The 23,395-nt window shown below is 71.3% G+C and carries 18 protein-coding genes and 1 pseudogene; 10 read left to right on the top strand and 9 right to left on the bottom strand.

What is annotated here, in order from left to right:
• Positions 1-75: 75 nt before the first annotated feature.
• Entirely contained in the window at positions 76-861 is a 786-nt protein-coding gene (locus tag RT323_RS07775; protein WP_313406709.1) for a hypothetical protein, read from the bottom strand.
• 357 nt (positions 862-1,218) lie between these two features.
• Between RT323_RS07775 and RT323_RS07770 the strand changes: the two genes are divergently transcribed.
• The 5 genes from RT323_RS07770 to RT323_RS07750 all read left to right on the top strand — a co-directional run bounded on the left by RT323_RS07770 (position 1,219) and on the right by RT323_RS07750 (position 10,676).
• Positions 1,219-3,744, top strand: coding sequence for a PT domain-containing protein (locus RT323_RS07770; RefSeq protein WP_313406708.1), 2,526 nt, complete (start codon positions 1,219-1,221; stop codon positions 3,742-3,744).
• An 82-nt stretch (positions 3,745-3,826) separates the two neighbouring features.
• Positions 3,827-5,911 (top strand): UvrD-helicase domain-containing protein, encoded by a 2,085-nt coding sequence (locus RT323_RS07765; protein WP_313406706.1) that lies wholly within the window; start codon positions 3,827-3,829, stop codon positions 5,909-5,911.
• Positions 5,908-7,431, top strand: a complete 1,524-nt coding sequence (locus tag RT323_RS07760; RefSeq protein WP_313406704.1) for a metallophosphoesterase family protein — start codon at positions 5,908-5,910, stop codon at positions 7,429-7,431. The genes RT323_RS07765 and RT323_RS07760 overlap by 4 nt, the downstream gene beginning before the upstream one ends.
• A 49-nt stretch (positions 7,432-7,480) precedes the next feature.
• Complete coding sequence (locus tag RT323_RS07755; RefSeq protein WP_313406701.1) at positions 7,481-8,659, top strand: hypothetical protein; 1,179 nt, start codon at positions 7,481-7,483, stop codon at positions 8,657-8,659.
• A gap of 145 nt (positions 8,660-8,804) precedes the next feature.
• Positions 8,805-10,676, top strand: coding sequence for an anthranilate synthase family protein (locus RT323_RS07750; protein ID WP_313406699.1), 1,872 nt, complete (start codon positions 8,805-8,807; stop codon positions 10,674-10,676).
• Between the two features lie 118 nt (positions 10,677-10,794).
• On the opposite strand, the gene RT323_RS07745 is transcribed toward RT323_RS07750, so the two are convergent.
• From RT323_RS07745 to RT323_RS07715, 7 genes are all read right to left on the bottom strand, one after another.
• Positions 10,795-12,189 (bottom strand): trypsin-like peptidase domain-containing protein, encoded by a 1,395-nt coding sequence (locus RT323_RS07745; RefSeq protein WP_313406696.1) that lies wholly within the window; start codon positions 12,187-12,189, stop codon positions 10,795-10,797.
• Between the two features lie 70 nt (positions 12,190-12,259).
• Complete coding sequence (locus RT323_RS07740; protein ID WP_313406693.1) at positions 12,260-13,672, bottom strand: HAMP domain-containing sensor histidine kinase; 1,413 nt, start codon at positions 13,670-13,672, stop codon at positions 12,260-12,262.
• Positions 13,669-14,361, bottom strand: coding sequence for a response regulator transcription factor (locus RT323_RS07735; RefSeq protein WP_313406690.1), 693 nt, complete (start codon positions 14,359-14,361; stop codon positions 13,669-13,671). Before RT323_RS07735 ends, RT323_RS07740 begins: the two co-directional genes overlap by 4 nt.
• A gap of 17 nt (positions 14,362-14,378) precedes the next feature.
• Positions 14,379-15,248 (bottom strand): fructosamine kinase family protein, encoded by an 870-nt coding sequence (locus RT323_RS07730; protein WP_313406687.1) that lies wholly within the window; start codon positions 15,246-15,248, stop codon positions 14,379-14,381.
• 76 nt (positions 15,249-15,324) lie between these two features.
• Positions 15,325-15,810, bottom strand: coding sequence for a low molecular weight protein-tyrosine-phosphatase (locus RT323_RS07725; RefSeq protein WP_313406684.1), 486 nt, complete (start codon positions 15,808-15,810; stop codon positions 15,325-15,327).
• Positions 15,807-16,184, bottom strand: coding sequence for a phage holin family protein (locus RT323_RS07720; RefSeq protein ID WP_313406681.1), 378 nt, complete (start codon positions 16,182-16,184; stop codon positions 15,807-15,809). The genes RT323_RS07725 and RT323_RS07720 overlap by 4 nt, the downstream gene beginning before the upstream one ends.
• A 10-nt stretch (positions 16,185-16,194) precedes the next feature.
• Positions 16,195-17,151 (bottom strand): EamA family transporter, encoded by a 957-nt coding sequence (locus tag RT323_RS07715; RefSeq protein ID WP_313406678.1) that lies wholly within the window; start codon positions 17,149-17,151, stop codon positions 16,195-16,197.
• 61 nt (positions 17,152-17,212) lie between these two features.
• On the opposite strand from RT323_RS07715, the gene RT323_RS07710 reads away from it, so the two are divergent.
• The 5 genes from RT323_RS07710 to RT323_RS07690 all read left to right on the top strand — a co-directional run bounded on the left by RT323_RS07710 (position 17,213) and on the right by RT323_RS07690 (position 23,189).
• Complete coding sequence (locus RT323_RS07710; RefSeq protein WP_313406676.1) at positions 17,213-18,262, top strand: histidinol-phosphate transaminase; 1,050 nt, start codon at positions 17,213-17,215, stop codon at positions 18,260-18,262.
• 361 nt (positions 18,263-18,623) lie between these two features.
• Complete coding sequence (gene pdhA / locus RT323_RS07705; protein WP_313406674.1) at positions 18,624-19,658, top strand: pyruvate dehydrogenase (acetyl-transferring) E1 component subunit alpha; 1,035 nt, start codon at positions 18,624-18,626, stop codon at positions 19,656-19,658.
• The gene (locus RT323_RS07700) at positions 19,649-20,620 is read left to right on the top strand and encodes a transketolase C-terminal domain-containing protein (RefSeq protein WP_313406671.1); all 972 of its coding nucleotides are present in this window, start codon (positions 19,649-19,651) and stop codon (positions 20,618-20,620) included. The genes pdhA and RT323_RS07700 overlap by 10 nt, the downstream gene beginning before the upstream one ends.
• On the top strand, positions 20,617-21,837 hold the full coding sequence (locus RT323_RS07695) for a dihydrolipoamide acetyltransferase family protein (protein ID WP_313406668.1): 1,221 nt from the start codon (positions 20,617-20,619) through the stop codon (positions 21,835-21,837). The genes RT323_RS07700 and RT323_RS07695 overlap by 4 nt, the downstream gene beginning before the upstream one ends.
• An 80-nt stretch (positions 21,838-21,917) precedes the next feature.
• On the top strand, positions 21,918-23,189 hold the full coding sequence (locus RT323_RS07690; RefSeq protein WP_313406665.1) for an MFS transporter: 1,272 nt from the start codon (positions 21,918-21,920) through the stop codon (positions 23,187-23,189).
• Between the two features lie 3 nt (positions 23,190-23,192).
• Here the strand turns inward: RT323_RS07690 and RT323_RS07685 are convergent.
• Positions 23,193-23,395, bottom strand: a pseudogene (locus tag RT323_RS07685) (short-chain dehydrogenase); the annotation flags it as partial.

The raw sequence follows: 23,395 nt of genomic DNA, 5'->3' as shown, positions 1-23,395 counted from the left end.
GCGGCGCGATGCGATGAGCGGAGGAGGAGGGCCCCTGCGCGAGCGGGCGCCCCCTCCTCGAACTCGGTCAGGAGGTCACTGGAACAGTGAGGCGGCCGACGCGAGGCGGTTCACGGTGCAGTGCACGGTCGGGCTGGCCACCGTGGCGGTACCGGCCTCGGCGTCCATGCCGAGGGTGTAGATGCCGTCGAGGCTCTGACGCTGGGGTGTGGCCGCTGCGTTCGCGGTGAGCTCGGCGGGGTAGCCGTTGCCCCAGCCGGGCGTGGAGACGAAGGTCGTCAGGGTCGCGTTCTCGCCGATCCCGTCCTTGATGCCGGCGGCGGACTTGTAGGTGTCGCAGGCGCCGTTGACGTTGAAGGCCACGCGAGCGCCCTCCGTGAGCGTGATCGCCTTGTCGTATGACGTACCGGCGATGGTCGCCGGGGCGACCGTGACCGAGCCGCGCGTGTACTTCGGCTGGCTCGTCAGGTCGAGCCAGCGCCAGCCGACGAACCCGCGCGACTTGCTGACGCCGATGCGCGCCTTCGTGGACTTCGGGGCGACGACGCGCACGTACTGCTGGCCGGCCGTGGTGACCTTGACGCTCGTGGAGTAGCGGCGCTTCTTCGTGGCACGGACCTTCTTGACGGTCTTCCACCTGCCGTTGCCGACCTTGACCTGGACGGCGAGGCGCTTCTTGGCGGCCTTGGGGCCGGCGACCTTGCCGGAGACCTTGATGGTCTGGCCGACGTCGGCCTTGGTCTTCGAGGTGCTGATCGAGACCTTGAAGACAGGCTTGGCAGCGGCGTCGGCGGCCACCGTCGGAGCGAGGGAGGCGACGAGGGCGATGGCCGTCGTGGCCGCCAGGGTGTGCAGGCGCATGGGGGAACTCTCTGGAAGAGGGGAGTTGCGACGAAACTATCCCGTCAGAAACATGCGTCTCAGCAGAAACAGCAAATCCGGCATGGTTCATCGGGATGAGATCTGCTCGAACAGCCGGAGCCTCGTCTCCGCGGAACTAGGTTCATGGCTCCGGGCCCGCGCATGGACGCGTCCGCGGGTGTCGGCCGACCCCCGTCGAGCGGTCGACACCCGTGGACGCTGCTGACCGAGAGCACCGTTCTCGCTCCGTGATACGTGCTGCTTCGCGGTCTGTGCGGATCGGCGCGGAGGCGCTACGTTCGGCGGTGTAACCGCCAGTGACAGGCAGCTCGGGCTCCTGCGGACCAGGGAGTCCCCATGCCTCGAATCATGTCGTTTGCCGCGGGCGCGGCCGTCGCCGCCACGATCGTCGCCGGAACGATCGTCGGCTCGACCGCGTGGGCCGGGACCTCGTCGGAGCCGATCGCGCCGATGGCCACGTTCGACCCGGAGCTGCCACGGGCGCTCGGCTCGGGGGACCTGCGCAGGGTCTTCTCGTACTCGTGCAGCCTGCAGGGCGAAGGGCTCGACGTCGAGGCGTCCTCGGTCCGGGTCGAGGTCGAGTCGACCATCTCGAAGGAGGTCGACCCCGGGGACACGATCCCCGAGCAGCCGTTCGACGTCGAGGTGACGCTCCCCGATTCCGCGTACGACGCTGTGGAGCGACTCGGCGCCACGCACCAGGAATGGACGATGCCCGTCGGGCTCACCATGCGTGCGGGCCACGAGGCGCCGGTCGGGCTCGAGCCCTTCGACGTGGCCGTGCCTCGGGAGCCGCTCGTCGGTGTGCCCTGGCGGTTGACGATGGCGGGCACGCTGCCGCCGATCGCCGTGCCGAACCTCGCGCACACGCCCGGTGGTGAGTGGTACCAGCACGAGCTGTGGCTCGACATGCCCTCCCGTCTCACTGTCGACGGCGCACTGCAGACGCCGGGCGGCGAGATCGCCACCACGCTCGCGTGCGAACGTCCCGGCGATCTCGCGCTGGGCGGAACGTGGGTGACCACGTGGCCGCGACCGACGGACACACCGCCCAGCACGGATCCGACCACGTCGCCCACGACGGAGCCCCCGCCGCCGGGGTCCGTGCCGGTCGGTCCGGGCGAGCTGTCGCGCGAGGTCGCGTACCAGTGCGCGGTCACCGCCGGAGGCCTGTACCTCGGGATCCGGGACTTCACGCTGGCCGCGACGGCGGACTATCCCGAGACCGCTGCGCCCGGAGACGTGCTGCAGGCGCGGTCGCTCTCGGTGAGCTGGACCGCGAGCGAGCTGCTCCGTCAGGCCACGACGTTGCTGCTCGGCGCCCGCTCGGCGCGTTCCACCGCCGGTGGGGACGCGGCCTTGTCCCTCACCACAGCCGGTCGGACCTCTGAGCTCGAGCGCACCGCCTGGGACTTCCCGCGGTCCGGCGTTCCCGAGGTGGCCAACGAACCGTGGACGATGAGCAGCCAGGCCACGATCCCCCCGATCACCGCTCCCCAGGACGCAGCCGGGGCGCTGTGGCTCGGTCTCCCGACCGCGATGCGGATCGACACCACCTTGTTCACCGCGGACGACTCGACGATCCCGATGACGGCTGACTGCACCGCGGCGAGTGACCGGCTCTTGGGAGGAATTGCGCTGTCGGGCGAGACCGACCCGACACCCCCGGTCCTCGACGTTCCCGATCCGCCGACCGGTCCCACGGCCACACCATCGACGGACACGCCTCCGACGGATGATCCGTCGACCCCGCCCACGGACGAGCCCACGACCGACCCGGTGCCCGGGCCCGGCGGCCCGATCGAGGTCGGCCCGGGGACGCTGTCCCGCACCGCCGCCTACCGGTGCGCGGTCAACGCGGGGGGCTTGAACCTCGGGGTCCAGGCCTTCACACTCGCCGCGACGACGGACTATGCCGAGACTGCGCAACCGGGCGACGTGCTGCAGGCGCGCCCGGTCTCCGTGCGCTGGACGACGAACGAGCTGTTGAGGCAAGCCATGGCGTCGTTGCTCGGCGCTCGCGAGGCGCGCGCCACGGTCACCGACGCGGCGTGGTCATTCACCACCGCGGGTCGCACCGCCGAGCTCCCAGCGACCACGCTGGACCTCCCGCGGTCCCGCGTTCCTCAGACGGCGAACAACCCGTGGACGATGGACGGTGCGGGCACGATTCCCGCGATCACCGCTCCACAGGACGCGGCAGGGGCCTTGTGGGTGGGACTGCCGGCGACCTTCCGCATCGATGCCACCTTGTTCAAGGCGGACGAGTCGACGATCCCGTTCGTGGCGAACTGCGCAGCGGGCCGCGACCGGCTCCTGGGAGGCATCGCGCTGGCGGGCGAGAACGATCCGTCGCCGCCGGTCCTCGACGAGCCGCAGGTGCCGACCGACCCGACGACCACGCCGCCCACGGGCACGCCTCCGACGGACACGCCCTCGACCTCGATCCCGACGGTGCCCACGACCCAGCCGACCTCGGAGCCCACGTCGGAGCCGACCACGCAGCCGCCCGTGGACCCGACGACGGTGCCGACCGCGGAGCCCACGACGCAGCCGACGGTGGCGCCGACGACCCAGCCGACCGCACCGGCGATGATCCAGCCGACGGTGAAGGTCGGCGCGCTGGGCCTGTTCCGCTCGGCGGTGTTCACCGTCGGGGTGTCGGCGAAGGGCGCGCTGCCGACCGGCACCGTCGTCGTCAAGCGCGGTGAGAAGGTCGTCGCGAAGGGCCGGCTCTTCCTGGGCGTCACCGTGCTCACCGCGGGCCAGCTCCCGCGTGGAGAGCACGCTTTCACGATCGCCTACGGGGGCGATGCGAGGGTCGCCGCGAAGACCGTGACGAGGAAGCTGCGCATCCTCTGACCCGAAAGGCGGACGAGCCGGGGTGCCAGGTGGGTGTCGGTGCCTAGAATGGGGAGTTGCCCACTCCACCCCGAGGACGTCGATGAACAACGCTTCGCCCGCCGACCGCGAGCTCCAGCACGAGCAGGCGTACGTCGACACCGTCTACGAGCGCCTGGACGAGTCGACCAAGGTCGCCAAGTCGCTCGTCGCGGAGGGGTTCGCGCGCGGTCACATCGGCCACGAGGGCGGACTCGTCGAGCGGGACGCCATGGTCTACCAGGCGACCCGTCGACTCAGCGCGCTGCACGCGGCCCACGACGGCCTGGTGTTCGGCCGGCTCGACCTCAACGACGGGACGCCCCGATACATCGGCCGGATCGGCGTCCGTGACGAGGACCGCGAGATCCTGCTGATCGACTGGCGCGCGCCGGCCGCGTCGGTGTTCTACCGGGCGACCGGCCAGGACCCGGCCGGGGTCGTGCGCCGGCGCGTGCTGCGGTGCCGCGGCGACCAGGTGATCGGCATCGAGGACGAGCTGCTCGACGCCGAGTCGGCGCCGGAGGACATGGTCGTGGTCGGCGAGGGCGCGCTGCTCGCCAGTCTCAGCCGCGCCCGCGACAGTTCGATGCACTCGGTCGTCGCCACGATCCAGAAGGAGCAGGACGAGGCGATCCGCGCCCCCGCCCGTGGCGCCACGATCATCGGCGGCGGCCCGGGCACGGGCAAGACCGTCGTCGCGCTCCATCGTGCGGCCTACCTGCTCTACACCGACCGCCGTCGGTTTGAGGCCGGTGGCGTGCTCGTCGTCGGTCCGTCCGGGGTCTTCATGAACTACATCGAGCGCGTCCTGCCCAGCCTGGGCGAGACCAGCGTGACCCTGCGGTCGATCGGCCAGGTCGTCGAGGGCATCCGCGCCACGACGCACGCGGCTCCCGAGGCCGGGGCGCTGCTCGGCCGTCCCCAGATGGCGACCGTGCTGTCGCGCCTGGTCAAGGCGCCGCAGGCCGGCGCCCCGTCGCGCTTCGAGACCTTCTACCGTGACGACCGGCTCGTGCTCGAGGCAGCCGACCTCGCGCGCGTCCGCCGGCGCCTGCAGACGATGGGGCTGCCGAACACGACCGGCGCTGCCGCCCGCGAGCTGCTCGTCGAGGCACTTTGGGAGCGCGCATCGGGCGAGCGTGCGCTCGACCGCGGGGCCGAGGCGTTCGCCGACGAGCTCGACGGCGACGAGCGGTTCGAGATCTTCCTCGAGCAGTGGTGGCCCGAGCTCGATCCCGTCCACCTGTGGCGCACGCTTCCCTCGCGCCTCGGCGAGCTGGCCTCTGACCTGTTCACCTCGTTCGAGCAGCAGGTGCTGCGCCGCGAGTGGCCGCAGGACCCCACGATCGAGGACGTGCCGCTCATCGACGAGCTGCGTCACCTCGTCGGCGAGGTCCCGCCGCGGTCCGACGACGACTTCGACGACCCCAAGCAGCTCATGAGCTTCGAGCGCCGTGAGCGCGAGGACCGCATCCAGCTCGGGGGCAACATCGAGGACGACGGCTACGCGCACGTCCTCGTGGACGAGGCCCAGGACCTGTCGCCGATGCAGTGGCGCATGCTGGGCCGTCGTGGCCGCAGCGCCAGCTGGACGATCGTCGGCGACGAGGCCCAGTCGTCGTGGCCGGTGCCCGCCGAGTCCGCCGCGGCGCGTGACGAGGCGCTCGGGTCGATGCCGGTCCACCGCTTCCGCCTCTCGACGAACTACCGCAACTCCGCCGAGATCTACGACTTCGCCGCGAAGGTCGCCGTGCGCGGCATCGAGCGCCCCGACCTCGCGGAGGCGGTGCGCCGCACGGGGATCGAGCCGCGGCACGAGGTCGTGTCCGGCGACCTGGTCGCGCGAGCGGCAGCCGAGACCACCCAGCTGCTCGAGCAGGTCGAGGGCACGGTGGCGGTCGTCGCCCCGGCGGGCCGGCTCGCCGAGCTCGAGGCGGGGATCCCGGCCGACGAGCGGCTGCGCATCCTCGATCCGCTCGACACGAAGGGCCTGGAGTTCGACGCCGTGCTGGTCGTCGACGCCGACGGGATCGTCGCCGAGTCCGCCTCCGGCTGGCGCACGCTGTACGTCGTGCTCACGCGTGCCACCCAGCGCCTCGTCACGATCGGCACCAGCCGGACGTGGCTGGATCGGGTGGCCGGGTGAGGCGGGTCGTCGGAGTCCTCGCGCTGATCGCGGTCGGCCTCGTGGTCGGCCTGCCGGTGGCGGCCGCGACGTTCGTCGACACGCAGCGCGCCGTCACGATCGGCGCCCACAACGCGATGGCGAGCCCGACCTTCGACGGTCACGTCACGATCGTCGCCGGGCCGCTGCTGCCCGAGCTGCGGATGCCCTCGGACGCGCTCCTGGGAATCGGTGCCGAGGTCGTCCTGCGGGACAGCCCCGACACCGACCTCGAGCGAGTGCTGGCCCAGGACGCGGCCATCGCCAGCCAGCCCGAGGGCGAGATCGCGGCCATGACCTCCGAGATCACCGAGATGGCCACCGCCGCACTGCAGCGCGGAGCAGCCGCCGCAGTCATCGCGATCGTCCTGGCGCTCGCGGTCTGGTGGGCCGTCGGTGCCCGCCGGCGTCGCGAGCTGCGTGAGCAGTGGCCGCCTGCGCCTCGCACCGCGCTCGTCGCCGGCCTGATGGGGATCGTCCTGCTCGGCGCGTTGATGGCCTACGTCCCCGACCCCAGCACGCAGCGCGCGACGGCGTGGGTGCCGATCCGTCAGGAGTTCCCCGAGCTGCCCGACAACCCGCGGCTCGCGCAGGTCCAGATCTCGCGCGGTGCCGCGACGGCCACCAGCAGGGCGATCGTGCAGGGCGCCCTCGACACGTACAACGCCTCGACCGCGTTCTACGAGAACCTCACCGAGAAGACCGTCGGGATCGGCGTGCGCCCGCCCGACGAGGGCCAGACCACCGCACTCGTCGTGACGGACCGCCACGACAACGTCGGCATGGATCCGGTCGCCCGCGAGGTCGGCCGCTCGGCCGACATCTCCTTCGTGCTCGACCTCGGCGACGACACGTCCAACGGCGCGTCGTGGGAGACGTTCAGCATCAACTCGCTGCGTGAGACCTTCGCCGACGTGCCGATCGTGGCGGTGGCGGGCAACCACGACACCGGTGATCACATCCTCGACGCGATGCGGCGCAACGACTTCATCGTCCTCGACGGTGAGCCCATCGAGGTCGAGGGCGTGCGGATCCTTGGCGAGAGCGACCCGCGCAGCTCCGGCCTCACGGCCGGCTACAACGGCAACGAGGGCGACAACATCGCCGCGATCCGCGAGCAGGACGAGCTGCTCGCACGGACCGCGTGCGAGGACGGCGACGTCACCCTGCTGGCCACGCACAGTGGCGCGTCGGCCGACGAGACCGTCGCCGCGGGCTGCGTCGACCTCGCGATCAGCGGCCACCTGCACTACCAGGTCGGTCCGACCAGCACCGAGGGCCCGAACGGCACCACGACGAAGCTCACGATCGGCTCCACCGGTGGCGCGGTCTACGCCTTCGCGCTGGGCACCAAGCTGCGTCGTGAGGCGCAGGTGGCGGTGCTGACCTTCGAGGACGGACGGGCCGTCGGGTTGCAGGTCGTGGCCTTCAAGCCCGGCGCGAGGATCGAGATCGGCGACTACACCCCGCTGCCCGTCGCGACCCCGCCCGCGGTCGAGTAGGCCTCGCTCGGCACGCGGCGCGGGTCCCACCGCGCTAACGTGGACGGACGTGGACCCTCGATCTGACTTCCGGTTCCCGCGCGGTGCGCGGGTGCTGCACATCGGTCCGCACAAGACCGGGACGACGTCGCTGCAGCGCGCGTTCCATGCCGAGCGCGAGGCCGTGTCCGCGCAGGGCCTGCACTACGCCGGTGCCGCCAGCCAGCCGATCGACGAGGTGCTGGCGCTGCTCGCCCGCGAGAACGAGAAGCCGCCGTCCGACGCACCTCCCAACGATCGTCTGTGGCGTCGGCTGGTCGCCGAGGTCCGGCGCCAGCGCGACCGCTCCGTCCTGGTCAGCAGCGAGTTCTTCGCCGATGCGCGCGAGTCCGCGATGCGCGCGGCGGTGCGCGAGCTCGGGGGCGACGACCCCTACGTCCTGATCACCCTGCGCCCGCTCGTGAGGATCCTGCCGTCGCAGTGGCAGCAGTACGTGCAGAACGGACTCAAGACCGGGTACGGGCGATGGCTCAAGGCGATGCTGCGCAACGCCGACACCACGGCATTGACGCCCTCGTTCTGGTGGCGGCACCGGCACGACGAGCTGGTCGCCCGCTGGGCGGGGATCGTCGGTGCCGACCGGGTCGTCGTCGTGGTGCTGGACGAGTCGACCCCCGACCAGCTGCTGCGTGACGTGGAGAGCCTGTTCGGCCTGCGGACCGGGACGCTCGAGGTCCCGGGGACGGACAACCGGTCGCTCACGTGGCCCGAGATCGAGCTGATCCGGCAGTTCAACCGCCAGTTCGCGGAGTCGGGACTGCCGCGTTCCGTCCATCGCCACGCCATGCGGTTCGGGACGGCGCGGTACCTGCAGCAGCGCACGCCGCGACCCAACGAGCGTCGCCTCACGACCCCGTACTGGGCGGCACAGGAGGCGGTGGCGCTCGGCGCGCGGATGGCCGAGTCGATCGCCGCCAGCGGCGTGCGCGTGGTGGGCGACCTGGCGGCCCTCTCGGCCCTGCCGGCCACCGGGATCCGGGCCAAGGGCGAGCCGGCGCCGAAGATCACCGTGCGCCCCGAGCTGGGTGCGGCCGCACTGATGGGCCTCGTCCACGCCAGTGGCCTGCCCGAGGTCGTCGGCCACGGCAAGGTCCGCGACCCCGCCGGCGCGCAGCCTGTGCCCACGGCCGGGTTCGCGCGCGCCGCCTGGCGTCGCACCCGCGAGCGGATCCGGCGCACCCTCGGCTGAAAGTCCACGTGGGAGCGCTACGCTGACGCCATGTCGACGACCATGTGGTGGCACCTCCGCTGAGGAGGCCTGTCGACGTACCCCACGCCCAGACCCCTCATGGCGGTCTGGGCGTCGTTCGTCCGACCGCGGGAAGAAGACTCCGATGACGCACACGATCCTCGACGACCTGCTGGCCCAGCCCGCGTTCGCGCTGATCCGCGGTCGCGAGACCGACCGGGTCACGCTGATCGGCGGGCCCCGAGTCGACGTCGAGAAGCTGGCCGACGTCCCGCTCGCCGACGGCGCCGGTCCGGCGTGGGACCACCTCGTCCTGGTCCCGTTCGCGCAGGTCGTCGAGCGTGGCTTCGAGGCGCACCAGGACGGCACGCCGCTGTCCGTCATCGAGGCGCGCCTGAACGAGGACGTCGCGTTGGCGGATCTCCTCGAGGTGCTGCCGGACGAGCCGATCGACCTCGCCGACCGAGGTGGCTTCGAGACCTCGGACGAGGACTACGCGACGATGGTCCGTCGCGTCATCGACGACGAGATCGGCCAGGGCGAGGGCGCCAACGTCGTCATCGGCCGCCGCTACCGGGCGCAGGTCGCGGACTGGGACCACGCCAAGGCCCTCAGCGTCTTCCGCCGCCTGCTCGAGCGTGAGCGCGGCGCGTTCTGGACCTTCTGCATCTTCACCGGCGACCGCTACCTGATCGGCGCCAGCCCCGAGCGCCACGTCAGCCTCGACGACGGCCAGCTGCGGATGAACCCGATCAGCGGCACCTTCCGCATGCGCGGCCTCGAGACCCATGCCGACCGCAAGCGCGAGCTGCTCAAGTTCCTGTCCGACGAGAAGGAGATCTACGAGCTCTTCATGGTCGTCGACGAGGAGCTCAAGATGATGTGCGACCTGTGCCACGAGGGCGGTCTCGTGCTGGGTCCGTACCTCAAGCCGATGACGCACCTCGTGCACACCGAGTACCTCCTCGCCGGACGCACCGACCGCGATCCGCGCGAGATCCTGCGTGACTCGATGTTCGCCGCGACCGTCACGGGCAGTCCCGTCGAGAACGCGTGCCGAGTGATCAGGCAGTACGAGACGCAGGGCCGCGGGTACTACGCCAGCGTCGCCGCCCTGCTGGGCCGTGACGAGCAGGGAGAGCCCCGCCTCGACGCGCCCATCCTCATCCGCACGGCCGACGTCGACCTCGACGGCAACCTCGTCGTCACCGCGGGGGCGACGCTCGTGCGCGACTCCGATGCCGACTACGAGACGACCGAGACCTGGGCCAAGGCGTCGGGCATCCTCAGCGCGTTCGGCCTCGTGGACGCCGCGCCGCCCGCCGTCGAGGGCTTCGACGCCTTCACGCGTGAGGACGACGTGCTGATCGCGCTCGGGTCACGCAACCAGCGGCTCAGCCAGTTCTGGCTGAGCGACCAGTCGGGGACGCCTCAGGTGCCCGCTCTGTCGAACAAGCGCGTCGTGGTGCTGGACGGCGAGGACGACTTCGTCAACATGCTGTCGCACGTGTTCGGCGTGATGGGCATGACGACTGAGATCGTGCGCCACGACGCCTGGACCGAGACCGCACTCGACGACCACGACCTCGTCGTGATCGGGCCGGGTCCGGGCGACCCGCGCGACGGCGACGACCAGAAGATCGCGACGCTGCGGGCCGCCACGGCGCGCCTGCTCGAGCGGCGCCAGCCGTTCCTGGCGATCTGCCTGGGCCACCAGACGCTGTGCCACCAGCTGGGTCTCGACCTGGCGTACAAGGACATCGTCTTCCAGGGCACGCAGAGTGCGCTGCCGGTGCTGGACCGGACCGAGACCGTCGGCTTCTACAACACCTTCGTGGGCCGCGTCCCGGAGTCGGGCCTGCCCGAGGGCGTCAGCGTCCAGACCGATCCCGAGACCGGCGACATCCACCTGGTCGAGGGCCCGCACTACCGCGGCATCCAGTTCCACGCCGAGTCGATCCTGACCCAGAACGGCTACGCGATCCTGCGCGACCTCGTCGAGGCCGTCCTCAACTGAGTGGCGAGCGCGCCCGCCCAGCCCCCACTTTTGGATCGCTTCTACGCCCCAGAGCGTGAATTGGACGTAAAAGCGTTCCAAAAGTGGCCGGCGGGCAGGGCGACGAACGCGGGCTGCCTCAGTCCTGCGTGCGGGCGGTCGCGCCGTTGTCGCTGTCGAGCTTGACCTCGACCTCCTGCGCCTTGCCGTTGCGCAGGATCGTCAGGGTGACCTCGTCGCCCGGCTTGTAGCCGCGGATCGTGGCGACCAGGGCGGAGTTGCTCGAGATCGGGTTGCCGTCGACCTTGGTGACGATGTCGCCGGACTTCAGGCCGGCCTTCTCGCCGGCGCCGCCCATCGTGACCTCGCCGATCTCGGCGCCGATCGTGGTGATCTTGTCCTCGCTCGTGGCGCTGCTGACCTCAACGCCGATGCGCGCGTGCTCGACGGTCTTGCCGTTGAGGATCTGCGTGGCGACGTTGTTGGCGAGGTTGATCGGGATCGCGAAGCCCAGGCCGACCGAGCCGTTGCCGCTGCCGCCGGTGTTGATCGCGGAGTTGATGCCGATCACGTGCCCGTCGAGGTCGACCAGCGGGCCGCCCGAGTTGCCGGGGTTGATCGCGGCGTCGGTCTGGATCGCGGGGAACGTCGTGGTCGGGCCGCCCTGCTCCAGTCCCGAGCCGTCGCCGGGGCTGACCGGGCGGTTGAGTGCCGAGACGATGCCCTGCGTGACGGTCGACTCCAGGCCGAACGGCGAGCCGATCGCCACGACGGTCTGTCCGACCTGGACCTCGCGCGAGTTGCCGAGGGTCGCGGCGGTCAGGCCGTCGACGTCCTGGGCCTTGATGACGGCCACGTCGGTGGCGACGTCGCGCCCGACGATCTCGGCGCGCGCGTTGGTGCCGTCGTTGAACGCCACCGTGATCGTGCCGCCGTCGGCCGCGGCCTCGATGACGTGGTTGTTCGTGAGGATGTTGCCGTCATCGCTGATGACGATGCCGGTGCCCGTGCCGGACTCGCCGCCACCGGCCACGTTGATCACGACGGCGGACGGCAGGACCGCCTCGGCGACGGCGCTGATGTCGTTCGTCGACTGCGTGGAGGAGGCCGGCCGGTCGAGCGACGTGCCGGTGGTCGTGGTGCTGACCGAGGAGTCGTCGTTCATGGCGTCGTAGATCGCGGCGCCGCCGGCTGCGGACGCGCCGGACAGCAGCACGATGCCCGTGACGGCCGCGACGAGTCGGCCGGCGCGGCGCTTCTTGCGGGGCGCCGGCGCGGGAGCGAACGCCGGGGGGACCGGGCCGCCACCGCCGGATCCCGAGCCGCCGCCGAACGCGACGGTCGGCTCGTTCACGGCGACGGTGGGCTCGTGATCTCCCATCGACGCGTCGTACATGTAGGTGTCGGAGTCACTTGCGTCGACCTGCGCGCGGGGCTCGGCGAACGGCCAGCCACCGCCGGCATCGGTCGGCTGCTGGGGCGACGTCGGGGGGACGTACGGGCGGTCGGCGTACGGATCACGCTGGTCTGTCATGGTTCAACCTTCCTGCGGCGACCTGAGAACTGCTTGTGAACAGGCTGGGCTCCAGCGAAATTGTGTGGGCTCACGGCGAATCGAGCGGTACCCGGAACGTGAAGGTCGCGCCGTGTCCCGGCCTCGACGTCACCTGGACCGAGCCGCCGTGACGATCGGCCGCGCGCTTCACGATGGCCAGGCCCAGTCCCGAACCGGGCAGCATGCGCGCCTCGGTCGAGCGGTAGAAGCGGTCGAACACGTGGGGCAGGTCCTCGGGGTTGATGCCCGGGCCCTCGTCGGTGACCGTGACGGTGCCGTTCGCGAGCCGCACGCGCACGGTCCCGTCCGCGGGACTCCACTTCGCGGCGTTGTCGAGCAGGTTCGTGACGGCGCGCTCCAGCAGCTGGCTGTCGCCGACGACCCACGTGGGCTCGAGCAGGACGTCGAAGGTCACGGACGTGGCGCGCAGGTGCACGCGTTCGACGGCGCGCCGCACGACGTCGGCCAGGTCGAGCGGCTCGGGATCGCGGTGCAGGGGCTCGTCGCGCGCCAGCTCGGTCAGGTCGCCCACGAGCGTCGACAGCTCGTCGAGCTGGGCGCGCACGTCGTCGAGCAGCTCGCGGTGCGCGGTGGCGGCGAGGCGGCGCTCGGGCTCGGCGTGAGCCTGGCGCAGGAGGTCGATGTTGGTGCGCAGGCTGGTCAGGGGAGTGCGCAGCTCGTGGCCGGCGTCCGCGATCAGCTGGCGCTCACGACGCTGTGTCTGGTCGAGCGCCAGCAGCATCTCGTTGAAGGCCCGCGTCAACCGGGTCAGCTCGTCCTCCTTGCCGCTGACCGCGATGGGAGTGAGATCGCGAGTGCGGGCGATCCGCTCGGCGACGGCGGTCAGGCGACGCACGGGGCGCAGGCCATTGCTGGCGACGGCCCACCCGGCCAGGCCCGCGAGGATCATGCCCGAGAGCGTCGAGAGGATCAGCACGACCCGCAGCCGGTCGAGCGCGCGGACCGTGGACTCCATCGACTGCGCGAGCACGAACGCCTGGCCCGGCCCGGCCTGGATCGCGACGACGCGGAAGGGCACCCCGCCGACGTCCGTCGTCCGCGCCGAGTACTCCGCCAGGCCCAGCGCGACCTCGCGCTCGCGGTTGTCGTACGGGAACGTGTCGTCGGGACGAGTCACGTCCTCGAAGACCTCGCCGCCACCGCTGCGGATCGCCAGCAGCCGGATGCCCGCCAACGCGAGCAGGTCCGCCTCCTTCTCGGTGAGGTTCGTCGGCGAGTAGCCCGCCGCGACCGCCTCGTTCGCGCGCTTGAGCATCGAGTCGTCGAGCGCCCCGACGATCTCCTGGCGCACCAGCACGAAGACGCTCACGCTGATCAGGGTGAGCACGGCCGCCACCGCGGCGGTGGTCAGCAGCGCGACGCGCCCGGCGAGCGACAGGCGCTTCGTGATCGGCTCGAACGCCGTGTGAGCGTACCCGTGAGCACGCTCCAGGAGCTTCACGGCGGGGTCTCGCGCAGGACGTAGCCGACGCCGCGCACCGTGTGCAGCAGGCGGGACTCGCCCTCGGCCTCGAGCTTGCGCCGGACGTAGCCGACGTAGACCTCGAGCGAGTTGGCGGTGGTGGGGAAGTCGAAGCCCCACACCTCCTCGAGGATGAACGAACGCTCCAGGACCCGCTTGGGCCGCTGCATGAACAGCTCCAACAGCGCGAACTCGGTGCGGGTGAGCGAGATGGGGCGCTCACCGCGGCGCACGTCACGGGTCACCGGGTCGAGGGTCAGGTCCGCGAACTGCAGGGGTGGCTCGTCCGCGGAGTCCTCGGCTTTGCGGATGACCCGCCGCAGCAGGGCGCGGACACGGGCCAGCAGCTCCTCGAGCGCGAACGGCTTGGTCAGGTAGTCGTCGGCGCCCGCGTCGAGCCCGTCCACACGGTCGCTGACGGCGTCGCGCGCGGTCAGGACCAGGATCGGGACGTCGTTGCCGGCGGCGCGCAGCGCGCGGGTGGCGTCGAGTCCACCCAGGCGCGGCATCATCACGTCCATCACGATGACGTCCGGTGCGGACTGCGCCACCTTGGCCAGCGCCTCGGCTCCGTCGCCGGCGATCTCGACCGTGTAGCCGTTGAACTCCAGGGACCGGCGCAACGAATCGCGCACGGCGCGGTCGTCGTCGACGACGAGGATGCGCATGGACCCCACCCCTTCCGTCAGGACCGGCCGTCGAGGAGACTCTGGGCCGCGGCGGCGGCGCGCGGACCGTAGGCGCCCCCGAACATCATCGCGTGGACCAGCAGCGGGTGCAGTTGGTGCAGGGCGATCCGGTCGGCCCAGCCGTCCTGCAGCGGCATCGCCTCGTGGTACGCGTCGATGATGCGCTGCAGGTGCGGGGCCCCGAACAGCGACAGCATCGCGAGGTCCGTCTCGCGGTGGCCGCCGTGAGCGGCGGGGTCGATGAGGTGGACGGCGTCGGCGGACCACACGAGGTTGCCCGACCAGAGGTCGCCGTGCACCAGTGCCGGGGGCTCTGGGTCGGCCGTGAGGGACGGCAGTCTCTTCATCGCCTGCTCGACGGTCCTGGCCTGCTCGAGGGACAGCGAGCCCCGGTCCGCGGCGGCCTTCACGTACGGCATGACGCGCCGGCTGGCGTAGAACTCCTCCCAGGTGGGGGAAGGACGGTTGGGCAGGGGGGCGAGGCCGATGTAGCCGTCACGCTCCGCGCCGAACGCCGATGCGCCGGATGCGTGGGTCGCCGCGAGGTTGCGACCGAACGCCTCGGCCAGCTCGGTGGTCGGCCTCGTGGGCTCGATCCAGTCGAGGATGATGCAGTCGTCGTCGGCGGCGAGGACGGCCGGCGCGGGTGCGCCCCCGGCCTCACGGAGGCGACGCAGGCCGTCGGCCTCGACGGTGAAGAAGCCGGAGGGTGCCTGAGGGCGGGTCTTGATGACGGCGCTGCGGCCATCGGTCAGGCGCAGTCGCGTCGTCGTGCAGATGTCGCCGCCCGCGACGGATGTCGTCGAGACCACGGCCACGTCCAGCAGCTTCTCCGCCAGTGCTGCCGTTCCCGCCATGCGTGCCATGACCTGAAACCTACCGGCTCAGCGCCAGCGGCTCAGCGAGTGCTGGCGGGAGGGTGCACGCGCACCGACCGGACCCTCACCGGCCGTCGGCCAGGTACCGCACGATCTCGCGACTGGTCCGCTCCACCATCTCGAGCACGTCGTCGAAGCCCTCCGGCCCGCCGTACCAAGGATCGGGGACCTCGTCCTCGGGGCTGCCGGCCTCGGGATCGAACGAGCGGTACATCCGGACCTTCGCGCGCTGCTCGTCGTCCGGAGCCAGGGCGAGGACGTCGGCGTGGTTCGAGGCGTCCATCGTCAGGATCAGGTCCTGCTGGTCGAACCACTCGGCGGTGAAGGTGCGGGCCCGGTGACGGGTGGCGTCGTAGCCGGCCGCGGTGAGCTTCGCGGCCGCGCGCTCGTCCATCGGCTGTCCGACGTGCCAGTCGCCCGTGCCCGACGACGAGACCTGGATGTCGGTCAGGCCGGCGTCGGCCAGCTGGTGCTCCAGCACGACGTCTGCCATCGGGGAGCGGCAGATGTTCCCCAGGCAGACGAGCGCCACGCGGGTCACGTCACTCATCGCACGATGGCCGAGAGGATGGACTGGCAGACCGAGATGACGATGCCGGCGAGCAGCGCCCAGCCGAACCCGTCCACCATGAACTCGACGCCGAACTGCGTCGTGATCCATTCGGTCAGCAACAGCAGGCACGCGTTGATGACGACGAGCAGCAGTCCCAGTGTCAGCACGATGAACGGCAGCGAGATCAGCTTGACGAAACTGCCCACCAGCTCGTGCACGACGGTGAAGACCAGGCCGACCACGGCGAGCGCGAGGACCCGGTTGAGGGTGGTCTCGTCACCGTCGCCGATCGTCATGCGGCTGCCGAGCAGGAGGGCGGCGAACGCGAGGGCGACGCTGCTGACGAACCAGGTGGACAGGAAGCGTTCCATGGCCCTCACCCTAGACGGGAGGCGGCAGCTCGTCGGCCGGGACGTGCCGGGCCGTCTGGGCCAACACGATGCCGGCCAGGACGGCCATGACGCCGAGAGTCTGGACCGCGGTGAGTGCCTCGGAGAACCAGACCCACCCGACGATCACGGCCACGACCGGCTCGAGCATGGCCGTGACGGAGGCCTTCGAGCTCGACAGGTACCGCATCGAGGCGAGGTAGAGGAAGAAGGGCGTCACGGTGCCGAACACCACGACCGAGCACATCGCGAGCCACGCGGGGATCGTCAGGTGGTCGAGCCGGCCCAGCATCGACGCCGAGGTCCCCAGCGCGGAGAAGTCGTCCCAGCCGCCCAGCAGGTTCATCGTGATCGCACCGACGCCGAACGACCAGACCACGGTGCGCAGCGCGGTGAGCGGCTCCACGGGCGAGGCCGTGAGCGACTCGCCGATCAGGAAGTACGCGGCGAAGCAGAACGCGGCCGCCAGGGCCACGACGACACCGAGTCCATCGAGGGTCAGGCCGTTCCAGACCTGACCGACGAGGGCCAGGCCCAGCAGCGCCAACGCGATCGCGGGCCAGACGCGCGGGTGCACGGGCTCGCGGCGGACGAAGCGGACCCACAGCACCACCAGCACCGGTGCGAGGAACTCCAGCAGCAGGGCGATCCCGATCGGGAGCCGCATGATCGCGAGGTTGTAGGTCCACTGCAGGAACGCCACGCCGGCGACGCCGAGCGCGAGGACCAGCAGCAGGTCGCGCCCGCGGGGCATCCGCAGGGCCGTGCGGTCGAATGCGACGGCGATGAGGAAGAAGACCAGGAACGCGAAGGTCACGCGGGTCGTGGTGTAGGTCGGGACGGGCAGGCCCGCCTCGATGGGGATGCGGGTGACGCCGGCGTTGACGCCGAAGAGGACCGCTGCGGTGACCACGAGCGCCAGCCCGCGTCGCGCCTGACTCTCGCTCACCGGGCGATTCTCGCACCCGATCGCTGCGGTTCGTCGCCGTGTTCGGTCGTAGGCTCGGCCCATGACGCAACCCCGTCCTCGCGAGGTCCTGGCCGCCATTCCCGCCTACCGGCCCGGGCGGCCCGCCGAGGCCGAGCGGTACAAGCTCTCCAGCAACGAGAACCCCTTCCCGCCGCTGCCCGGGGTCGTCGAGAGGGCCGCGGCGCAGCTGGCGCGGATGAACCGTTACCCCGACCCCGGCGTGACGGCGCTGGGCGAGGCGCTCGCGAAGCGGACCGGGCTGACGCCTGATCACTTCGCGTTCGGGACGGGCTCGGTTTCGGTGCTGTTCGCGCTGTTGGACGCCTGGTGTGGCCCCGGCGACGAGGTCGTCTACGCCTGGCGGTCCTTCGAGGCGTACCCGATCGCGGTCGATCTCCCGGGCGCGGTCTCGGTGCGCGTGCCGCTGACGGACGACCACCGCCACGACCTTCCGGCGATGGCCGCGGCGATCACGGACCGGACGAAGGTCGTGCTGGTGTGCACGCCCAACAACCCGACGGGTCCGGTCGTCCAGGCGGCCGCGTTCGAGGAGTTCATGGACTCGGTGCCGCCCCACGTCCTCGTCGTGGTGGACGAGGCCTACGTCGAGTTCGTGCGCGATGCCGGTGCCGTCGCCGGACTCGACGCGCTGACGGCGCACGAGAACGTCGTCGTCCTGCGCACCTTCTCGAAGGCCTTCGGGCTGGCGGGGCTGCGGGTCGGCTACTCGATGGCGCACCCGGCGATCACCGAGTCGATCCGCAAGGCACTGCCGCCGTTTGGTGTCACGGACCTCGCGCAGGCCGCGGCGCTGGCCTCCCTCGAGGCCCAGGATGCGCTGGACGAGCGGGTCGAGACCCTCGTCGCCGAGCGCGAGCGCGTGATCGCGGCGCTGCGCGAGCATGGCTGGGACGTGCCGGACTCGCACGCGAACTTCGTCTGGCTGCCGCTCGGCGACCGCTCGGCCGAGTTCGCCGAGCACGTCCTCCCGCTCTCGGTCCGCCCGTTCCCCGAAGGCGTCCGCGTCACGCTCGCCGACCCCGAGGCCAACGACCTCCTGCTCGCCCGCGCGGCTGCGTTCATGGGCTGACGGTTTCCCCGGTTAAGTAGGTTCTCTGGCACTTAGCGAGGGTTGCGATCCTCGTGAAGTGCCGGTTTTCCTCGTTCAGTCGCGACCGAGACGCGAGGGCGAGAGCTGGGCGCACCCGCGGCGACCGTCACCCCTGCCGCAAGGCCGGGAGCGAGCACTTCGCGAGGTTCCCTGTCACTTCTCGAGGATCGCAACCCTCGTGAAGTGAGCGGAAACCCACTTAACCGGGGAAACCGTCACCACCTGATAACCTCGGGGCCAGATGTGATGCCCATCACGTCGGCGGTCCATCGGCTCACCACCCTCGAGCCCGGACCGCGTCAACGGAGCGGTAATCCCGCTCCCGGCACAGGAGGCAGTCATGGGGCTACCCATTTCCCAGACGCTGACGCCTGACGGCGAACTCGTCGCACCACACGACTTCACGCCCGAGGACCTGCGCGGCTTCCACCGCGACCTGGTCCTCGCGAGGCGGATCGACACCGAGGCCTTCGCGCTGCAGCGCCACGGCGAGCTGGGCCTGTGGGCCCCCATGCTCGGGCAGGAGGCCGCCCAGATCGGCAGCGGCCGCGCACTCGCACCCGGGGACTTCGTCTTCCCGTCCTACCGCGAGCACGCCGTCGCCTGGACCCGCGGCCTCGACCCTGCGCTGCTGCTGGGCCTGTTCCGCGGCACGAGCCTCGGCGGCTGGGATCCCGCGCGGTACGGGTACGCGCTGCCGGCGATCATCATCGGCGCCCAGACGCTGCACGCGGTGGGCTACGGCATCGGCCTGACGCTCGAGGGCAAGGAGGACGCGGCCGTCACGTACTTCGGCGACGGCGCCACCAGCCAGGGCGACACCAACGAGGCGTTCGCGTGGGCGGCCTCCTACAACGCGCCGGTCGTCTTCTTCTGCCAGAACAACCACTACGCGATCAGCGTCCCGCTCGAGCGCCAGACCCGAGTGCCGATCGCGCAGCGGGCGGCAGGCTTCGGTTTCGAGGGCGTCCGCGTCGACGGCAACGACGTGCTCGCGGTCCACCAGGTCACCTCCGAGGCGCTGCGCAAGGCGCGTGAGGGCGGCGGGCCGACGCTCATCGAGGCGATCACCTACCGGATGGGCGCGCACACGACCTCGGACGACCCCAGCCGCTACCGCGACGCGCACGAATCCGACGAGTGGGCCGAGCGCGATCCGCTGCTGCGGGTGCGGCGGCTGCTCGAGCGTACGGACCCGGGATTCGCGGCGTTCGACGAGGAGGTCCGGGCCGAGGCCGAGCAGCTCGGTCAGCATCTGCGCGAGGTCTGCAAGAGCCTGCCCGACCCGGACCTGGCCGAGCTCTTCGAGCACGTGTACGCCGACCTGCCACCGGAGCTGGTGGCCCAGCGCGAGGAGGTGCGGTCATGGAGCTGAGCATCGCGAAGGCGATCAACGCCGGACTGCGGTCGGCCATGGACGCCGACCCGAAGGTCCTGCTCCTGGGCGAGGACGTGGGCCGCCTCGGCGGGGTCTTCCGCGTCACGGACGGGCTGCTGAAGGACTTCGGCGACCAGCGCGTCATGGACACGCCCCTGGCGGAGTCGGCCATCGTCGGCGCCTCGGTCGGGCTGGCGTACCGCGGGTTCCGGCCGGTCGTCGAGATCCAGTTCGACGGGTTCGTCTACCCGGCCTACGACCAGATCGTGAACCAGGTCGCGCGCCTGCGTTTTCGCAGCGGTGGAGCCGTCTCGGTCCCGATGGTCATCCGGATCCCGTACGGCGGTGGCATCGGCGCGGTCGAGCACCACTCCGAGAGTCCGGAGGGTCAGTTCGTCCTGACCGCGGGCCTGACCGTCGTCGCCCCGTCGAACGCGCACGACGCGTTCTGGATGATCCAGCAGGCGATCGCCTCGGACGATCCGGTGATCTTCCTCGAGCCGAAGCAGCGCTACTGGGACACCGGCGAGGTCGGCGACAGCGCGGGCCTCGGCCTGCACGAGAGCCGCGTCGCTCGCGAGGGCTCCGACGTCACGGTGGTGACGTACGGACCCACCGTGAAGACGTGTCTGGAGGCGGCCGCGGAGGCCGAGTCCGAGGGCACGTCGCTCGAGGTGATCGACCTGCGCACGCTCTCGCCACTGGACCTCGGTCCGGTCCACGAGTCCGTGCGCAGGACGGGCCGCGTCGTGGTGGTGCACGAGGCTGCTCGCACGCTCGGCCTGGGCGCCGAGCTGGCCGCCCAGATCACCCAGGAGTGCTTCTATTCGCTCGAGGCGCCCGTCCAGCGCGTCACGGGCTACGACATCCCGTACCCGCCCTGCCGGGTCGAGCACGACCACCTGCCCACCGTCGAGCGCGTCCTGGACGCCGTGGCCGTCACGGGGGAGTACCGATGAGCGAGTTTCGCCTGCCTGACGTCGGTGAGGGCCTGACGGAGGCCGAGATCGTCGCCTGGCGCGTCAGTGTCGGGGACGAGGTCGAGGTCAACGACCCGATCGTGGACATCGAGACCGCCAAGTCGATCGTGGAGCTGCCCAGTCCGTTCGCGGGGGTGGTCGAGGAGCTGCTGGTCGCCGAGGGCGACACCGTCGCGGTCGGCACGGTCATCGTGCGCATCGGTGACGGGAAGGGCACGCAGGAGCCGGTCGCCGATGACGCGGCCGGCGAGCGCACCGAGGCGGTCGAGACCCCGCCCGCCGCGCCACGTCGCGCCGTCCTGGTCGGGTACGGCCCCAGCGAGCGTCGCCGCCGCACGCGCACGCCACGTGAGACCGAAGCACGCCCGGTCACCTCGATCCGCGTCCTGGCGAAGCCGCCCGTGCGCAAGCTGGCGAAGGACCTCGGCATCGACCTGACGCAGGTCCCGTCCGACGGCGAGGTCGTCACCCGAGCCGAAGTCGAGGCCTTCGCGCGCATGCACGAGACCGCCGTCACGGCATCCCCGGTGACCGGTGTCCGGAGGGCCACCGCGGAGGCGATGATCGCCTCCGTGGCCGTCCCCCAGGCGACCGAGTGGGTGACGGTCGACGTCTCCGCGACGGTCGACCTCGTCGCCCGCCTCAAGGCCGATCGCCGGTTCGAGGGGGTCCGGGTGACGCCGACGCTGATCGCGGCCCGCGCGGTCTGCCTCGCGCTGGGCCGCACGCCCGAGCTGCACGCCCAGTGGCGCGAGTCCACGATCGAGCACCCGTCGTCCGTCGGTCTGGGCATCGCGGCAGCGACCGATCGAGGCCTCGTCGTCCCGATCGTGCGCGAGGCCGAGCGGTTGTCCCTGGTCGACCTCGGCCGGGCCATCGACGACCTCGTGGGCACGGCTCGCGCGGGTCGGATCCAGCCGGGCCAGATGTCGGGTGGGACGTTCACGATCACCAACGTCGGTGTGTTCGGGATCGACGGCGGCACGCCGATCCTGCCGCCCGGGCAATCGGGGATCCTCGCGCTCGGCCAGGTCGCGAGGCGACCCTGGGTCGTGGGCGAGGAGGTCGTGCCGCGCTGGGTCACGACGCTGGCGGTCACCTTCGACCACCGCGTCGCCGACGGTGAGCAGGCGTCGCACTTCCTGGCGGACGTGGCCACGATCCTGGGCGACCCGGCGATGGCCCTGACCTTCTGAGACGGAGGCCGTCACGGACGGGGGCGACGAGAGGCGACCCCCGGACGTGGCGGCCGGGGCGACAGGCGCAGAATGAATCAGTGAACGTGGCCGGACAGAACAGCAGGGCCGCGTACGTCGTCTGGCTCGTCGGCCTCGCCGCCTACCTCCTCGCGGTCTTCCACCGCTCCTCCCTCGCGGTGGCCGGGCTCGTCGCCTCGGAGCGCTTCGACATCACCGCGGCCCAGCTCTCGACCTTCGTGATGCTGCAGCTGCTGGTCTACTCGGCCATGCAGATCCCGGTGGGCCTGGCCGTCGACCGCTTCGGCCCCCGCGCGGTGATGCTGGGCGGAGCCGTCGTGCTGACGGTCTCGCAGGGCGCCTTTGCCTTCGCCGAGACCTACGGCACGGCACTGGCGGCGCGGTTCTTCGTGGGCCTGGGCGACGCCATGACGTTCGTGTGCCTGCTGCGCCTGGTCAACGCCTGGTTCTCGCCGGGTAGGGTCCCGCAGATCACCCTGCTGACAGGCCCCATCGGCCAGTCCGGCGCGATCATCGCCGCGGTGCCGATGACCTGGGCGTTCAGCGAGTTGGGCTGGACCAAGGCGTACCTCGCCGCGGCCGCCCTGGGCCTGCTGGTGACCTTCGCGGTGCTGGCCTTCGTGCGCGACGAGCCGCACGCCCGCTCGGTCCGTGGGGCGCCGCTGTCGTGGAAGAACATCCGCCGGTCGCTGGCCGCGTCGTGGGAGCACCCCGGCACCCGGCTCGGGTTCTGGATGCACTTCGTCACGCAGTTCAGCTCGACGGTGCTCGGGCTGCTGTGGGGATACCCGTTCTTCGTCGAGGGCGAGCACACGTCCGAGGCGTTCGCCGGCACGCTGCTGACGCTGATGGTCGTCGCCGTCATGGTCGCGGGACCGGTACTGGGGCGACTCATCGGCAACCATCCGTGGCACCGCTCGACCATCGTGCTGGTGATCGTGAGCTCCATCGTCGTGGTGTGGACGATCGTGCTGGCCTGGCCCGGTGACGCACCGCCGTGGATGCTCGTGGTCCTGGTCATCGTGGTCGGCGTCGGTGGGCCCGCGTCGATGATCGGCTTCGACCTCGTGCGCACGTCGAACCCCGTGGACCGGCTCTCGACCGCGACGGGGATCGTCAACCAGGCAGGCTTCCTCGCGAGCCTGACCACCGTCATCGCAGTCGGTGTGATCCTCGACCGGACGGACCAGAGCTTCAAGGCCGCGATGAGCTTCCAGTACGTGCTCTGGGCGCTGGGGCTCGTCCAGGTCTGGCGCTATCGGGTCAGGACACGTGCCCGCGTGCTGCGCGACGATCCGGACCGCTGGGCCCGGCACGCCGGTCTGGGCTGACCCTCAAGCCACGTCGAAGGTGACGCCGGTCGCCGCCTCGCTGGCGGACCACAGCCGTGCCGCCAGGTCGGGATCCTTCGCGGCGGCCGTCATGCCGACGGGTCGCGGCCGCCCGTGGGTCTGGCGGAAGCCGTCCGGGCCGAGGTGCTCGCCGCCGGTCAGGGCCGGGTCGGTCGCCGCGCGCAGGGACGGCCAGGCGCCGGCGT

It is taken from the genome of Aeromicrobium sp. (assembly GCF_032084975.1).
Classification (GTDB): domain Bacteria; phylum Actinomycetota; class Actinomycetes; order Propionibacteriales; family Nocardioidaceae; genus Aeromicrobium.
This window is presented reverse-complemented; position numbering and strand designations above follow the sequence as displayed.

Coding starts and splice junctions, on each gene's coding strand:
- RT323_RS07775 (WP_313406709.1), bottom strand. CDS start 861: ATGCGCCTGCACACCCTGGCGGCCACGACGGCCATCGCCCTCGTCGCC.
- RT323_RS07770 (WP_313406708.1), top strand. CDS start 1,219: ATGCCTCGAATCATGTCGTTTGCCGCGGGCGCGGCCGTCGCCGCCACG.
- RT323_RS07765 (WP_313406706.1), top strand. CDS start 3,827: ATGAACAACGCTTCGCCCGCCGACCGCGAGCTCCAGCACGAGCAGGCG.
- RT323_RS07750 (WP_313406699.1), top strand. CDS start 8,805: ATGACGCACACGATCCTCGACGACCTGCTGGCCCAGCCCGCGTTCGCG.
- RT323_RS07745 (WP_313406696.1), bottom strand. CDS start 12,189: ATGACAGACCAGCGTGATCCGTACGCCGACCGCCCGTACGTCCCCCCG.
- RT323_RS07735 (WP_313406690.1), bottom strand. CDS start 14,361: ATGCGCATCCTCGTCGTCGACGACGACCGCGCCGTGCGCGATTCGTTG.
- RT323_RS07730 (WP_313406687.1), bottom strand. CDS start 15,248: ATGGCACGCATGGCGGGAACGGCAGCACTGGCGGAGAAGCTGCTGGAC.
- RT323_RS07725 (WP_313406684.1), bottom strand. CDS start 15,810: ATGAGTGACGTGACCCGCGTGGCGCTCGTCTGCCTGGGGAACATCTGC.
- RT323_RS07720 (WP_313406681.1), bottom strand. CDS start 16,184: ATGGAACGCTTCCTGTCCACCTGGTTCGTCAGCAGCGTCGCCCTCGCG.
- RT323_RS07710 (WP_313406676.1), top strand. CDS start 17,213: ATGACGCAACCCCGTCCTCGCGAGGTCCTGGCCGCCATTCCCGCCTAC.
- pdhA (WP_313406674.1), top strand. CDS start 18,624: ATGGGGCTACCCATTTCCCAGACGCTGACGCCTGACGGCGAACTCGTC.
- RT323_RS07700 (WP_313406671.1), top strand. CDS start 19,649: ATGGAGCTGAGCATCGCGAAGGCGATCAACGCCGGACTGCGGTCGGCC.
- RT323_RS07695 (WP_313406668.1), top strand. CDS start 20,617: ATGAGCGAGTTTCGCCTGCCTGACGTCGGTGAGGGCCTGACGGAGGCC.